Source organism: Marinobacter alexandrii (assembly GCA_039984955.1).
Classification (GTDB): domain Bacteria; phylum Bacteroidota; class Bacteroidia; order Cytophagales; family Cyclobacteriaceae; genus Ekhidna.
The window spans coordinates 1,674,682-1,689,579 of sequence record JBDWTN010000007.1; the positions used below are offsets into that span (position 1 = coordinate 1,674,682).

The window sequence follows — 14,898 nt, forward strand, 5'->3', positions numbered from 1 at the left end:
CCTAACCTAAAACTCAACTTGGTAAATCCTAACCAAAAAGTTGTTCAGTCTTCTTTCGCACCTTATATCCATAGAAAATCATTACGGGTGGATAAAGCATGTAGGTGAACCCTGCAATTCCGAAATTAAGCGCTCCATGCCCAAAAGGATGTAAGAACGCAATTACGGTAGAGAAAAATGGAATTGCGCTCATCAAGAGGTTTTGTTTTAAACCGACCTTCGTACAAAAAGTCTCAAATTCATTTAGTTCTAGCTCCTCTCTTTTTTTGTAGGCATGGCGATAGAGCCATGTCATAGCTACAAATATTAAAGTAGCTCCTGCCCCATAGGCTGTCATGAGTAAGGTCATGTTTTCGCTATTCATTTCACCTCCAAAAGATTGCATAAAGTTGACATTCTTACCAAAAAGAATAGCTGAGTAGAGTTCTACAAGAAATCTCGCCAAAAATTTCAGTGGATATATGTAAATCAAAAGAAGAAAAAGTAGAAATGTATTAACCACTACCGTCTTCGTATTCTGAAGACCAAACCTGAGAAAGAACAGATAATGCTGATACCAGATAACGACAATCAATACGATACATATAAATGAAGGAATGATATCATTAATCGATTTTCTAAGTTCATCAAATGTCTCAGGTACAGTAGTAGAAAGAACCACCAAGGTGAAGGCAACAGCAAATACTGCATCACTAAAAGTTTCGATCCTCGTCTGATTCAATCCACGATATCTAAACCTAGGGTCCAGGCCTACCAATTGATCTTTTAAATTCCTCATATCTATAAAGTTAGGTTCTCAATGATAACCATTCATCTACAAAATAACCCCTTGATAGAAAAGAAAAAGGTAGCCAGAAAAATCAGCGTTTTGATTAACACACTAACTCTCATACTTATGAACTACAACAAGAAATTTTTAGGAATGCTAATCCTCTCTCTATTAAGCTTTGGTGGATTGGCGCAACTGAGCACTCCACCGGGTGGAGGCAGTCAGCGCTCATATGTAAGGCAACACATTGGAGGTGTTGGGAAGGTCGCAATTGAATACAGTAGCCCGGGAGCACGCGGAAGAACCATATTTGGTGGAGTTGTACCTTATGGCTTCAACAATCTCGGATTTGGCACTAGTTCAGCAGAAAATCCTTCTCCATGGAGAGCAGGAGCTGATCAAAACACGACATTTCATTTTTCGCATGATGTAATGATTGGTGGGAAAGCATTGAAAGCGGGAAAGTACGGGTTTTTTGTAGCACCATCACAGGAGGGCGCTTGGACAGTAATTTTCTCAAGAGACAATAATCACTGGGGAAGTTTCTTCTATGATGAAAAAAATGATGCTCTCAGAGTAGAAGTAGCTGCAGAGGATGCAAGCTTCCACGAGTGGCTAACTTATGAGTTTATCGATCGACAAAACACTTCTACTACCGTTGCATTGATTTGGGGAGATAAGAAACTTCCCATAAAGATCGAATTAAAAGATCCTGTGAAAGCGCATATGAAAGCATTGACAGCAGAATTGAATAATCAGCCAGGGTTTACCTACCAAAATTATGGAGCTGCGGCGAGATATGCATCAAGCGTAGGAGAACATGATCAAGCCATAAAATGGTCAGATTTGGCAATAAATGCTCCGTTTTTTGGTCAAAAAAACTTTGGAACCATGCAAACAAAAGCAGGTGTCCTTACAGCAGCTGGGAAAACTGATGAAGCTATTGCCGTCATGGACGAGGCTATGAAATTACCAGGTGCGACGGCAGGTGCAATTCACCAATATGGTCGTCAGTTAATCACCGCTGGGAAAAAGGATAAGGCACTTGAAGTGTTCAAATACAATCAAAAAACTAATAATGGGGCATGGCCAACAAATTATGGTTTAGCAAGAGGATACTCGGCTGTAGGCAACTACAAACAAGCCATAAAATATCTAAAGCTTGCTAAAGCAAATGTACCAGCAGGAGATACTGTAAATGGCCCTCTCATCGATCAAAACATAGCGAAACTTGAGAAAGGTGAGGATATAAACTAAGTCTGAGCTCCGACATAACCTAAAGAGCTCGCGAATGCGAGCTCTTTTTTTATAACTCAACTAAGTAAATCTCGTAAAAAATAGTCTCACAAAACATTAAATGATGAAACGATCAATCTTAACCTTAAGTCTGGCGTTACTGGTATCTTTTCTATTCGGAAAAGATCCAGGAATGAAAAAGGGCACACCGGAGATCACCTCAATCTCCGTTCTATCTTTTAATCAAGATGGTATTCTTTTCGTAGGTGACTCCAAAGGTGGTTCAATTTATGCCATCGATCTCGGAGATAATCAGAAGAGCACGAATGACAAAGCATTGAACATGCTGGATTTGGAAGGAAAACTTGCTGAAATGCTCGGTACTACCTCGGATAACGTCATGATTCATGATATGGCTGTAAATCCTATTTCTCAAAACACATATCTGAGTGTCTCAAGAGGAAGAGCTAAATGGAGCTCCAAATGGGAAACTCCAAATGATCTGGTGGATGCGGATATTCTTATAAAAATTTCCCCGGATGGAGAAATGTCTGAAGCTAGCTTACAAAATGTTGATTACTCAATGGCTCGCCTACCAAACCCGATAGATTCTAATATAGAACACCGGTGGAAGAAAGGGGCCAAGCTAAGATCAGATGCCATTACAGATATTGCGTTCGATGATGGTAAAGTATATATCGCAGGACTATCTAACGAAGAATTTCGTTCTGCTATGTGGACTGTGCCTTTCCCTTTTACTAACAATGTAGAAGCAAACACGTTGGAAATTTTTCATGGTGCACATGGGAAATGGGAAACAGCCTCTCCAGTTAGGGCTTTCTTACCTTACGAGTTAAACAATCAAAAGCAACTTTTGGCTGCCTACTTGTGCACCCCTCTTGTAACCATAGATGCTACCAAGTTGAGTGATGGGCAACATGTGAAGGGTAGAACAGTAGCTGAATTTGGTGCGGGAAATTTTCCAATCGACATGGTTCTATACCAGAACAATGGCAAAGACTACATTCTGATGTCAAACAGTGCACTTCCGCTCTTACTATTTGATCCAAGTGATGTCGCAAGCTATAAAGGAGAAATCACAGAAGAAGTTAAAGGCTATTTGGCAGGCGTAAAATACACACCTCGCTCTGGTAATGGTGTTCAACAACTTGCTGACTTCAATGAAAAGTTTATTCTTTCAACTCAGCGATTGCCAAACGGCAAGCTTGCATTAACTTCACTATCAAAAGAGTGGCTCTACCCGTGATACACATTTCAAAAATGATTAGAGGAGGCGCTTTTAGCCTCCTTTGCTTTTTATGTACTTGTACCATGGTACAAGGTCAGAGTTTTTTCTCCGCACAGATTCTACCTCAATCCAAAAAGTATGGTCAGGTGTCTACCAGCCATTTATCTGAGAATGTAATAACTAGTTTAAGGAAACAGAATTTCACCTTTGAAGAATGGTCCTCATTTTTCAGCCTAAAAACGACCCCCAATGGTGCTGCAGTGATTGGTGAATATGCATTTGAAAATGATCAACTCATTTTCAAACCACGATTTTTACCTGATCCCGCTATTAGATATATCGTCTCCTTTTCATATCCCAATCTTGCCATTTTACTGTCAGAGATAGAAGAAAAATCTATTTACACAGATATTATTTCTTTTAAGCCCCCAGAAACAACCCAGCCTGAAATTATCTCTGTACTTCCCAAAATGGATGTTATTCCAGCCAACTTATTACGGTTGTACTTATACTTCTCGGCTCCTATGGGACTTGAAAATCCCTATGATTTTGTTTCTATAGAAGATACGGATGGAAAAAAATTAGTTGATCCTTTCGTAATCATACCCGAAGGTTTGTGGAATATAGATAGAACTCGTCTTACGCTGCTCTTACATCCAGGGAGGGTTAAACAGGGAGTTGGTCCTAATATGACACTTGGTGATGTACTGAAAGCCGGAAACAGTTATACACTCAAAGTGGATAAAAAATGGAAAGGATCCAGTGGAGAGGCTTTAAAAATCAACTTCATCCAAAAGATTAATGCATCTAATCCACTTCGAAATGCTATAAATGTGAATATCTGGGCCTTAAAAGCGAAAGCTGACAATATTGGAACATTAACCATTGTTACTGATCGTCCACTGGATCAGCCTCTTGCCCAACGCATGCTTTTTGTAAGAAATATGGATGGTGTCATTCTACCTTCCAGAGTTGAATTTGAAAATTCTGAAAAACTTAAAATACTTTGGAGAGCTGATGGATCAAAGGAACTAGAGCTTGTAATCGATCCTCGACTCGAGGATGTTTGCGGGAATACTCCACTGTATGCATTTGATCTTGAAGAGGGAACTAGGAACTCTATATCTGAAGAGATCAAGTTAAAATTTAAGGTAGAATAGGCATAAAAAAAGGGAGCACCTTCGTACTCCCATAGCCGATCCCAATGTGCTGGTTGGATCGAACTTTCGATCCGGCTAATAGCCGAATCTAATCACCGCCTAATTTACTCGCCTGTAAATGTAGACGGTAAATATAACCATTTGATCAAATTATCTAGCATAAAACGTAATTTTTCAATATTTAAATATCAGTTGTTCACAACAATCAAACAGAGTAGAATTTTCGTGCGTTAATTTGCGTATATGTCCATGACTAAGACTCTTTGTCTTTTGCTGCTTTCTCAATTTCTAGTTTTTGGTACGATAGATCGTATCAAAAAAGCATTGGAAAAAAAGGAATATGAGAAAGCTAGTGAGTTGATTTTAAAAGGATATGAAAAGGAGCCACTCAACCCAGGAGTTGACTACTATCATGCAACCCTCTTATTTGATCTTGAATTTGCGGGTTATGAATTGGATTCTGCGAGAATTACCATAGAAAAGTCAAAGCAAAAGTACTCTGAAGCTTCAGATGAATTCAGAAGTGAACTTACAGAAGAGGGAATCACTGAGGAACGAATAAACCAATTACACGATAGGATTAGGGATCGAGCATTCCAAAACACGCTGAATACCCTATCTCTTGAAAAGATTCTACGCTTTCAAGAGAATTTTCCTAATTCCATATTTCAGAATATTTTATCCTTTAAAAAAGATAGCATCGAATATAAGGAAGCTTCAATACTAAATACACAGACAGCCCTCTTAGAGTTTATCCGCAAAAATCCAACCTCCGTATTCAAACCAAAAGCAGACTCCATTCTAGATGGATTGAGGTATAAAGTGCTTCTTGAAAATGGGAGCTTAAGTGATTATTATCAATTCATTATCAGTTATCCTTTCACCAGATATAATGAAGCCATAGAGAGCTATATTCTTAAAGTATCAACTGCATCGCATAATCCCAGCAAATATGTTGACTTCATTTCATCTGCCACCAACAAAGCGCTCAAGAAAAAGGCAGGCGACATTCTTTACTACCTTCAGAATGCTACAATGCATCATCCAAGTATTGATTCCATCCAACAGGCACAAAAAGTATCTAATATATCTCTCTATCCAGTAATGGATCAAAATCAATTTGGCTTTTATGATCAGGCTGGGCTGTTGAGAATCAACTTTGCTTACTCCGATATCTTGAGTGATTATAAGTGTGAAGTAACAAATGACGATTGGATTTTTGTTTTCAATAGTGATGGTGGTGAAATTTTAACCAAAGATGGTAAGGTTATTATGAGAGACATAGAAGATTACGAATCCATCAGCCGCGATCTCGGACTTATAAAAAATAAAGGCCATTGGTTTTTATATCACAAGAGCGGTTTTCCCATAATAGATGATCCCGTAGACGGTGCAGAAGTCTTGGGAAACAAATGGATCAAAATAGAACGAAACGGGAAATTCGGATTGACAAGCTATTTAGGATACCCAATAGCCGACATTATGTATGATGATATCTTCAAAGAAGGATCGTTTTGGGTATTTCAAAAAAGTGAGCTTTTGGCCGTTTATACACAAGAATTGATTTTGAAGGAGGTAGAAGAAAAAGGCCTTTCCCTTGAATTTAAATTTGAAGATATTGAGTTAGTCAACAAGGATTTTCTGATCGGATTTAGAGACAAACGTGAGTGCTTACTTGATTCAACGCTAAATTTTCTCGTGCCTTGGGGCGAATATGAAATCAATTTGGCACAATCAGGGTGGTACTTAAAAACGGATGACGGATACAGACTTTACAATCAATCAGAAGCTGAAGTCATGGATCAAACCTACTCTTACATCGAATCCAACGAAGGGTGGCTGGCGATTCAAACAGAGAACGACTGGATGCTCCGGCCGCAAAAAACTGGACTCACTCCATCGAGGGGTTATGACTCCATTAAATTGGTTAATTCAAATGCTGTGATTACCATTCAAGGTGATGAGAGAACACTTCGATTTTTGTCTGGAATGAAAATAGATCTAGAAGATCAGCTAGTAAAATCGTTTTTATCTAACTCAGAATTTATCAGCATTTCAGAAGAATCCAAAAAGACTCTTTACAATAAAGATGGTGTTCCGATTATCGATGGAGACTTTGAGAAAATCACTTTTCTAAATGACACACTCATAAAAGTCGAAATAAGAAATAAACAAGGCATAATGAACATCAAAGGCGATTGGATTATTAATCCTGTTTTTGAGTCGTTGGATGAAAAGGATGGGCTGATTTTAACCTTATTGGAAAATAAAATTGGATGCTTCGATTTATCAAATAGTGCACTCATTCCAGCAGAATATGAAGCACGTCTTGAAAAAATAAACGATGCTTACCTGGCCAAAAAGAATGGTAAGTATGGTGTCATCAGCATCGGAGAAGAAAGCATTCTTCCATTTGACTATGATGAAATACAACAATGGAATGACAGCACTTTTATCGTGAGAACAGGTGAAGAATTTCTAATTATAAATAAGGAAGGTGAGGACATGTATGAGCCTATGGAAAGCATCGAGCTCCTCCTAGAAAATAATCAAAACAACATATTTAGATTTATCCAAAATGGTCGATATGGCCTACTGAGCAATACATTTGGCGAGCTGTTGAATTCAGAATTCACCGATATCTATAATATTGGAAACCAGGACAGTCCACTTTTTTTTGCAGATCAGCATTTAGATAAGGCTGGATTTCATGTGGTCAGCTATGTTAATCAATATGGAGATCTCATACTATCAAAGGCGTATACAAAGGTAGAGTTTGATCGAATTCTATGCGATAATTAACTGATCAAATAGCTCCATCACTTGTTTTATTAAAGAGTGATGTTCATCATTACGAATGACATAATCTGCTAATGAAATTTTCTCCTCATCTGTCATCTGCTTATCCATGATATCTTTTATATCCTGTCGATTTCGATGTGTATCTCTCTTCAACACTCGTTCTATTCTGATATCATCTGGAGCTGTGACCAAAATAACTTTATCAAGTGATCTAAATGACTCAGTTTCAAAAATTAAGGCCGCTTCCTTAAGCAATAACTTAGCATTCTTATTTTCATTCATCCAGTCTTCAACATCTTTTCCTACAACTGGATGAACAAGTGCATTCAATGTTTTAAGTAATGAGTCATTCTTAAAAACCTGCTTAGCGATATAGGTCCGATCAAGTCTCTGGTTCTTATAGGCATCCTGACCAAACAAATTTTTAATTGATTGAATCAGGTTATCATCATGTTCCATCAACCATTTAGCCCTATCATCCGCATAATAGGTAACCGCTCCCAGTATTTCAAATATTTTACAGACCGTAGACTTACCTGATCCAATACCGCCTGTTATTCCTAGTATTGGAGGACTATTTTTCATAAGTAATGGCAAGAGAATCGGGAGTAGTCTCCACCTCAATCACGTGATCAGGGTGAAAAACAATGATGGCGGGAGCTGTAGAATCTGCTTTGTCAATCAGGTTATAATCTACAACCACTTTAAAATCTTCAGCAAAATACTCTTCTCGCAACTCGCTTTGTACTACGAATTGAATAACAACATTGGGATTAGTTACAAAAACAGATGAATCACTTGGGAAATTTTGCATTTCAACCAAAGCTCCTAGCTCCAACTTATCAAATTGGTCGACTTCAAATCCCACATTTACTGTTGGAGGGTCAGAGCGGATTTCAAAAATTTCCGGAAGTCCTAATTTGACAAATCGATCAAAAGATTTATCAATATCATCTGCATCCAATGGGATAAAAAAATCTCTCCCCAGTGTATCTATAAAGCTTGTAGGCCCATATATCCTGGCCGTATCAGGTGTGAGAGAAATAGCTGATATGATGCGATGATCTGCATCCATGCTAATTTGAGCTGAGTCTATCTTGAGGTTAACTACCTTAGAGATTTTTCGGTCTACATCAATAAAAAGCGTATCTGTAAATAGAAAATTGATACGATATTCACTAAGTTGATCAGATATAATAGGTAGAATAGTGGGTCGCGTGAGATACCTGATTGCTGCAGGGTTATCCAGCTCAAATACAATGGGCTCAGTGAACCAAAATGATTCTCGAAATAAATCCCATCCACCACCAGAGACATCAATATCAACAAAATCTGGGAGTGGTTTAACTGCCACCAAACTATCCGAATTGTATACAAAATTAATTGGATGCTTGATTCTATAGCTATATTCTTTACCCAAGGCACTAAAAAACCAAAAGGTAGTAGCTCCCAAAAATGAGAGTAGTACTACCTTCCAATTGCCTAAGATCTTGGGAACTCCCATTGTTCAATTTATTTTTTTTCTTTCTTTTCTTTTTTCTCATCTTTTTCGTTGAGACGCTTACTGGCCTCAAGTGATACGGATGATTTCTCTATAAGCAATTTGGTACCACGATCGACATCTACAAGAACAGTAGTATCCGAAACTTCTACAATTTTGCCATGGATTCCACCTACGGTTACTACCATTTCACCCTTTTTGATCTCCAGTAAATACTTTTTTGTCTCCTTTTGCTTACGCTGTTGAGGTCGGATAAAAAAGAAATAGAAAATCGCGACCATACCAATGATCGGTAAAAATGAGGTGAAATCGCTTCCTCCACCTGCTTGCAATAAAACTGTGTTCATGTGTATTTTTTTGAAATAAAAAACCCTGACGAAAATCGTCAGGGCAATGTTAATAAATTGATGTGCGAAGTGGAAACTTACTCCCCTTCCTTCACCACATTAGCCTTAATTCTAACTCTCTGGGTAGTCGGCCAAGTATTTGATGTAAGAGTTACCGTTTTGTTTTGTACTCCAGGCTTGTTCTTACTATTAAATCGTACTTTAATTTCCCCAGTCTCTCCAACTGGAATAGGTTCTTTCGGCCATTCCGGGACAGTACATCCACATGTTGCTTTTGCATCCGAAATAATCAATGGCGCTTGCCCCTCATTCACGAATGTAAAAACATGTTCTACTACATCACCATCCTTGATGGTTCCAAAATCATGCAACTCTTCACTGAAGGTAATTGCAGGAAGAGGCCCTTCCGGCTTAGTTGCCGGTGCAACTGGTGTATTATTTACAGCGACAGGCTGAGCAGTTGGGTTTGCTTTAGCTACACCACCTTTTCCTTCGATGGCTGCTATTTTTCCTTCCAGTTTAGTAATTCTGGACTCTAAATCACTATTGCTACAGCTAGTCATAACTACTGCGACAATCACTCCTAATAAAATCTTTGCTATTTTCATTGCTTTAGTGTTTTTAACAATTGCATTACAAATTTACGAAAGATAAGGTTTCCAAAGTCTTAATGAAATGTTAAAAGTAGTAGAAATTAATTTTTCTTGATCTGACCAATCAACCCATTAACATCATCCAATAAGCGTTCAGCCTTGTCTTTTGCATCTTTTACGATCTTATCTCCTTGATTTTTCGCATCATTTGCAAATACCGCTTTCCCATCAGCAACGTCATCTACAAAGCCTTCTAATTGCTTTTTAAGCTTATCCAATTGAAAGCTAAGCTTATCTCTCGTGTTTGTGCCTTTGTCAGGAGCATATAGAATTCCTAACACCCCGCCAGTTACTATTCCTAAAAGGAATGCGAAAAAAGAACTTCCTGATTTACTCATGTCTACTTGTTTTTACTTATTATCTATAAGGCCTCTACCGCTCTTACGAATTTTGCCACTCGAAGTTAGCTCGTTTGAGAGTACATCCAAAACGCCATTTATAAATTGTTTGCTTTTGGGTGTGCTGTAAACCTTCGAAATTTCGATCGCTTCATTGATCGTCACTTTGACAGGAATACTTGGAGAATTCATCATTTCTACAAGAGAGAGCTTTAAAATAACTCGATCGGTCAAGGCTATTCGATCAACATCCCAATTCAATGTCTTACTTTGAATAATCTCTTCTAGAAAATCATCCTGCTTGATTACATCTATGAATAAACGTTCTAGAAATTTGAAATCATCCTCTCCATTTTTAGTCAATTCCGCCAATTCAACTCCTTCCCCGTCTTGTAATGACTTGATGGTTTTGACCACCATACTTTTAATGATTGGCTGATTCTCAACCCACTGAAGGTGATTAAGCTCCAGATACGAAGCAATTGCTTCATTTTTAAAAACTACTCGCTTAAAAAGCTCCAGAACAATATCATTCTCTGAGGCTTCTTCAGGTTTTGGGCCGCCAAAAAAGTGGCTTAATGCTTCAGAAGTTCTGATTTGATCTCGATACCATGACTTGATGTCTCTATGCTCATTATCCCAGCTAATACTAGATCGTGAAGCTTCTTTTTGAAGTGTGTCTGATTCTTTGAGTTGTCTTACGAGATCATTTCCTATAAAGGGATAGATTTTCTTCTCCCTGGTCAGATAAGCTTTATCTTCTTTTTCAGAGTCAAGTTTTTCACGTTGTTCAATTTCAATAGGAAAGAGTAGCAACTTAATGTAGGTATCCTGAAGCCTCTCAGCTTCTTTCATCATGTCATTCTTTCGAACTCTGGATTCTTTTTGAACATCATTTTCAAATTCTGTTAATGCTGTGTTGACATTTTCAACAACCTCCGCTTCCACACCTTCGGCCTTCCCTACTTCACCTGCAAGTATATTTTCGTTAAAAAGCTTGACTGCCTGTTTCTTCCGCTCTTCAAACAATGCTTTATCGGCAAAATCGTGCTTTGCAGGATCTAAAGCATGCATTTCCTCTAGCTCATTTCTCTTCACTTCTTTAATCGATTCCACTGCCGTGAAATGACCATACAATGCTTGCATTGCTTTTACCCTAAGTATTCGTCTATTTAGCATGTCTTTGGCTTATCGCCTAATCTTCCTTATTTCAATTATTTGCAGGTATCCTCTTTCGGATGCTGAAGTTGAGGCATTAATTTTTATACTCCAAGTTTTACTTTCCCAATCTTCTCTATTCGCTGAAGAGCTAGTTCTAAAGCTGCTTCATGTGATCCTATCCCATTCTCCTCCGCATGACTCAATACATCAATGCATACATTATAAATATACTCTGTTGAGGCTAATACGCGATCCTTATTGTAGTTACCTAAATATTCGTGATAGACATTTGCTATTCCTCCGGAATTAATCAAAAAGTCTGGTGCATAGATGATCCCACGATCATTCAACATTGCGCTATGTTTTTCTTCTTTTGCCAATTGATTATTGGCTGCCCCTGCTACAACGGCACATTTAAGTTCTGGAATAGTATCATCATTCAAGGTGGCACCCATTGCACATGGCGCATAGATATCCATCTCCATTTGAAATACCTTATTTGGATCGACTACCGAAACTTTTGAATGCTTATCTGTGATCGCTTTAATCTTGTCTTCAAAAATATCTGCTATAAACACATTCGCATTCTCTTGAATTAAATGATCAACCAGGTATTTTCCGACTTGACCAGCGCCTTGAACTAGAATATTTTTTCCATCAAGTGAATCATTACCATAAGCCTTCTTAGCACCTGCTTTCATGCCCATGTAAACACCATAGGCTGTCATAGGGCTTGGGTCTCCTGATCCACCCATATATTCCGGCTTTCCTACCACGTATGGTGTCTCCATACTCATGTATTCAATATCACGCATGCTGATATTCATGTCTTCAGCGGTGTAATACTTTCCGTTCAAGCTGTTTACAAACTTTCCAAAGCGTCTCATCAGAGCTTCATCCTTCACTTTTCTAGCGTCACCAATGATCACCGCTTTTCCACCGCCAATATTCAAACCCGCTAGCGCCGATTTAAACGTCATTCCTCTAGATAATCTAAGCACGTCATTAAGTGCTTCTTCATCTGTCGCATAATTCCACATTCGTGTACCTCCCATAGATGGGCCTAGTACAGTATTATGAACGGCGATGATTGCTTTTAATCCTGTGTGCTCATCTTTGCAGAAAACAACTTGCTCATGTTGTAAGTCTGTCATCTGATCAAAGATGCTGTTCGTTTTTACTTGGGGTTGTGTGTCTATCATTGTGAATGAACTTTATTCTAACTTTAAACCTTCTTTGCGAAGTGTGGGTTGCACTAGCATAAAAGGGTTGCAAAACTATCTATTTTAACTAAAACACGTTGGCTATCAGGCCTTTATAAAATTCTGTGAAAGACTTAGGCTACCTAAACAAATACTTACTCAAATATAAGTTTCGCCTAATTTTTGGTGCCTTATTCATCATTATTGCAAATTTCTTTGCGATTGTTCCCGCAATAATTGTGCGTTATGCATTCGATATTCTACAGCGTAGCTATGGAATTTTCTCTTCTTTCGAGGGTTTTGATATTCAATCTGATACGGTCGGCATTATTGGCTCAAGCATTATTATTCTATCTGTTCTGATCCTTGTATCAGCTTTACTCAGAGGAGTGTTTTTGTTTTTTATGCGCCAGACAATTATCGTCATGTCAAGACATGTTGAGTATGACTTGAAAAACGAAATCTACGAACATTATCAGACTCTTCCACTCAGCTTTTACAGAAAGAATAACACTGGAGATCTGATGGCCAGAATCTCGGAGGACGTAAGCAAAGTGAGAATGTACATTGGCCCAGCAATAATGTACGGGATCAACCTTTTCACACTTTTTGTGATGGTGATACCGTACATGATCTCGATCAATCCTACCTTGACGCTTTATTCACTTTTACCTCTTCCAATACTTTCAATAAGTATCTATTTCGTAAGTAATATTATTAACAAGCGTTCCACAGAAATTCAGGAGAGCTTATCAGGACTATCAACTTATGTTCAAGAGGCATTCTCGGGAATAAGAGTAATCAAAGCGTTTGTCCGCGAGGATGAAGTTGCGAAAAATTTTGAGACAGAAAGCATCGAATATAAGGACCGATCGCTAAAACTCGCTTTTGTGCAGGCCTTATTTATGCCTCTGATCATGGCGCTTATTGGCCTGAGTGTGATACTTACTATTTGGATTGGCTCCATCCAAGTTTTTAATGGAGAAGTGAGCACAGGTAATATCGCCGAATTTATCATTTATGTCAATATGCTTACATGGCCAGTGACAGCACTGGGTTGGATTACTTCAATCATTCAGAGGGCCGCTGCTTCTCAGCGTAGAATAAATGAATTCCTCAACACAAAAACAGATATTGTTTCTGAGAAAAATATTCAGAAAGAGATTGATGGACACCTGATCTTCGATGATGTTAGCTTCACATACCCCGATTCAGGAATTAAGGCTTTAAAGAATGTTTCTTTTGAGGTGAAACCAGGAGAATCCATTGCTATTGTAGGGACTACCGGGTCTGGCAAGAGTACCATTGCCAATATGGTATGTAGACTTTATGATATTGATAGTGGGAAACTTCAGGTTGATGACATTGGCGTGAAAGAATTCGACATTTCTTCTTTAAGAAGTCAAATTGGATATGTCCCTCAGGATGTTTTCTTATTCTCCGATACCATAGAAAGTAACATCGCTTTTGGAAATAGAAGCATGAGCAAAGAAGAAGTTGAAAAAGCTGCGAAGGATGCAGATCTTTTGAACAACATCAAAGATTTTAAGGACGGCTTCCAAACAAAATTAGGAGAGCGGGGAATTACTTTATCAGGAGGTCAAAAACAGCGGGTGTCTATTGCGCGAGCTATTGCGCGTCAACCCAAAATTTTAATCCTTGATGATGCGCTTTCTGCTGTAGATACAAAAACGGAAAATGCTATTTTAAATGCTATGCAGCAAATCATGAAGGATCGGACTTCCATCATCATTTCACACCGAGTTTCATCTGCCAAACTTGCGGATAAGGTAGTCATGCTGGATGATGGAGGAGTTGTAGAGCAAGGCACTCACAACGAATTAATGGCTAAAGAAGGGGCATATCGAGAGCTTCATGACAAGCAACTTGCGGGAGAAGAGGTATAGACTTCCTAATTATCTAGCCCAGCGTTCTACACTTAGGCTTTCATCCTCATAATATAACTCAAAGCTAACAGGCTGAAGCACTGCTCCTTCTTCAATAGCTTTCACTTCCATCAATTCTTTCATCTCTTCTGGAACAGGCCTTACAAGCCAATGTTGGGTAATGAAAATTTTAAAAATCTTATCCGTCTTAAATTCTTTGTAAGTGTAGCCTGCTGGCAATCTAAGCACATCATTTATTTCCTCAATAGAAGCCCCCATAAAGTAGTGAACAGAATCTTTTCCAAGATTATATTCATCATAGAATAGCACTGTTAGTTGTCCTTTGAGGAATCCAGAGTCAATGGCTGCCTTGGTTTCATCGAAGCGTCCTCCGAATATCTCGAAATCGTATTTCTCCACATACTCTTTCCCAATAACCGTTCGTTGCTTTCCTTCCATGACAAAGACATCTACTGGATCGAATCCGCCAAGGGTATAGTAAATACTAACTGAGATAATAATCAGGCAGATAACGATCACTGCCATATAGAACTGCTTAGCTCGTTTCATGGATATTTATTTGTTTTTCAGTAG

Annotated in this window: 14 protein-coding genes; 5 read left to right on the forward strand and 9 right to left on the reverse strand. The window is 38.5% G+C overall.

The features are described from left to right. Positions 1-28: 28 nt before the first annotated feature. Complete coding sequence (locus tag ABJQ32_13740; protein MEP5290706.1) at positions 29-778, reverse strand: TMEM175 family protein; 750 nt, start codon at positions 776-778, stop codon at positions 29-31. Between the two features lie 117 nt (positions 779-895). Between ABJQ32_13740 and ABJQ32_13745 the strand changes: the two genes are divergently transcribed. The 4 genes from ABJQ32_13745 (at position 896) to ABJQ32_13760 (ending at position 7,216) form a co-directional block, all read left to right on the forward strand. Next, entirely contained in the window at positions 896-2,026 is a 1,131-nt protein-coding gene (locus tag ABJQ32_13745) for a DUF2911 domain-containing protein (GenBank protein MEP5290707.1), read from the forward strand. A gap of 103 nt (positions 2,027-2,129) precedes the next feature. Beyond that, positions 2,130-3,272, forward strand: coding sequence for a hypothetical protein (locus ABJQ32_13750; protein MEP5290708.1), 1,143 nt, complete (start codon positions 2,130-2,132; stop codon positions 3,270-3,272). Between the two features lie 14 nt (positions 3,273-3,286). Further along, a complete protein-coding gene (locus tag ABJQ32_13755; GenBank protein ID MEP5290709.1) occupies positions 3,287-4,414 on the forward strand; it encodes a hypothetical protein in 1,128 nt (375 codons plus the stop codon). A 249-nt stretch (positions 4,415-4,663) separates the two neighbouring features. Beyond that, entirely contained in the window at positions 4,664-7,216 is a 2,553-nt protein-coding gene (locus tag ABJQ32_13760) for a hypothetical protein (protein ID MEP5290710.1), read from the forward strand. On the opposite strand, the gene coaE is transcribed toward ABJQ32_13760, so the two are convergent. The 7 genes from coaE to ABJQ32_13795 all read right to left on the reverse strand — a co-directional run bounded on the left by coaE (position 7,202) and on the right by ABJQ32_13795 (position 12,418). Then, complete coding sequence (gene coaE, locus ABJQ32_13765; GenBank protein ID MEP5290711.1) at positions 7,202-7,801, reverse strand: dephospho-CoA kinase; 600 nt, start codon at positions 7,799-7,801, stop codon at positions 7,202-7,204. The genes ABJQ32_13760 and coaE overlap by 15 nt on opposite strands. After that, on the reverse strand, positions 7,791-8,720 hold the full coding sequence (locus ABJQ32_13770; GenBank protein MEP5290712.1) for a hypothetical protein: 930 nt from the start codon (positions 8,718-8,720) through the stop codon (positions 7,791-7,793). The genes coaE and ABJQ32_13770 overlap by 11 nt, the downstream gene beginning before the upstream one ends. An 8-nt stretch (positions 8,721-8,728) precedes the next feature. Beyond that, positions 8,729-9,064: a preprotein translocase subunit YajC gene (gene yajC / locus ABJQ32_13775; GenBank protein ID MEP5290713.1), complete on the reverse strand. Its 336-nt coding sequence runs from the start codon at positions 9,062-9,064 to the stop codon at positions 8,729-8,731. Between the two features lie 77 nt (positions 9,065-9,141). Further along, positions 9,142-9,672 (reverse strand): DUF1573 domain-containing protein, encoded by a 531-nt coding sequence (locus ABJQ32_13780; GenBank protein ID MEP5290714.1) that lies wholly within the window; start codon positions 9,670-9,672, stop codon positions 9,142-9,144. Between the two features lie 86 nt (positions 9,673-9,758). Next, the gene (locus ABJQ32_13785; GenBank protein ID MEP5290715.1) at positions 9,759-10,055 is read right to left on the reverse strand and encodes a YtxH domain-containing protein; all 297 of its coding nucleotides are present in this window, start codon (positions 10,053-10,055) and stop codon (positions 9,759-9,761) included. Between the two features lie 12 nt (positions 10,056-10,067). Next, positions 10,068-11,234, reverse strand: coding sequence for a transcription antitermination factor NusB (gene nusB, locus ABJQ32_13790; GenBank protein MEP5290716.1), 1,167 nt, complete (start codon positions 11,232-11,234; stop codon positions 10,068-10,070). Positions 11,235-11,317: 83 nt separating this feature from the next. Further along, positions 11,318-12,418, reverse strand: a complete 1,101-nt coding sequence (locus ABJQ32_13795) for a Glu/Leu/Phe/Val dehydrogenase dimerization domain-containing protein (GenBank protein MEP5290717.1) — start codon at positions 12,416-12,418, stop codon at positions 11,318-11,320. Between the two features lie 125 nt (positions 12,419-12,543). On the opposite strand from ABJQ32_13795, the gene ABJQ32_13800 reads away from it, so the two are divergent. After that, positions 12,544-14,325 carry an ABC transporter ATP-binding protein gene (locus ABJQ32_13800; GenBank protein MEP5290718.1) on the forward strand — a complete coding sequence of 594 codons (1,782 nt, stop codon included), beginning with the start codon at positions 12,544-12,546 and terminating at the stop codon, positions 14,323-14,325. A gap of 9 nt (positions 14,326-14,334) precedes the next feature. Here ABJQ32_13800 and ABJQ32_13805 read toward each other — a convergent pair whose 3' ends face one another. Next, positions 14,335-14,874, reverse strand: coding sequence for a hypothetical protein (locus ABJQ32_13805; protein ID MEP5290719.1), 540 nt, complete (start codon positions 14,872-14,874; stop codon positions 14,335-14,337). Between the last annotated feature and the right edge of the window lie 24 nt (positions 14,875-14,898).

Coding starts and splice junctions, on each gene's coding strand:
- ABJQ32_13740 (MEP5290706.1), bottom strand. CDS start 778: ATGAGGAATTTAAAAGATCAATTGGTAGGCCTGGACCCTAGGTTTAGA.
- ABJQ32_13755 (MEP5290709.1), top strand. CDS start 3,287: ATGATTAGAGGAGGCGCTTTTAGCCTCCTTTGCTTTTTATGTACTTGT.
- ABJQ32_13795 (MEP5290717.1), bottom strand. CDS start 12,418: ATGATAGACACACAACCCCAAGTAAAAACGAACAGCATCTTTGATCAG.
- ABJQ32_13785 (MEP5290715.1), bottom strand. CDS start 10,055: ATGAGTAAATCAGGAAGTTCTTTTTTCGCATTCCTTTTAGGAATAGTA.
- ABJQ32_13805 (MEP5290719.1), bottom strand. CDS start 14,874: ATGAAACGAGCTAAGCAGTTCTATATGGCAGTGATCGTTATCTGCCTG.
- ABJQ32_13760 (MEP5290710.1), top strand. CDS start 4,664: ATGACTAAGACTCTTTGTCTTTTGCTGCTTTCTCAATTTCTAGTTTTT.
- ABJQ32_13780 (MEP5290714.1), bottom strand. CDS start 9,672: ATGAAAATAGCAAAGATTTTATTAGGAGTGATTGTCGCAGTAGTTATG.
- ABJQ32_13745 (MEP5290707.1), top strand. CDS start 896: ATGAACTACAACAAGAAATTTTTAGGAATGCTAATCCTCTCTCTATTA.
- yajC (MEP5290713.1), bottom strand. CDS start 9,064: ATGAACACAGTTTTATTGCAAGCAGGTGGAGGAAGCGATTTCACCTCA.
- coaE (MEP5290711.1), bottom strand. CDS start 7,801: ATGAAAAATAGTCCTCCAATACTAGGAATAACAGGCGGTATTGGATCA.
- nusB (MEP5290716.1), bottom strand. CDS start 11,234: ATGCTAAATAGACGAATACTTAGGGTAAAAGCAATGCAAGCATTGTAT.
- ABJQ32_13750 (MEP5290708.1), top strand. CDS start 2,130: ATGAAACGATCAATCTTAACCTTAAGTCTGGCGTTACTGGTATCTTTT.
- ABJQ32_13770 (MEP5290712.1), bottom strand. CDS start 8,720: ATGGGAGTTCCCAAGATCTTAGGCAATTGGAAGGTAGTACTACTCTCA.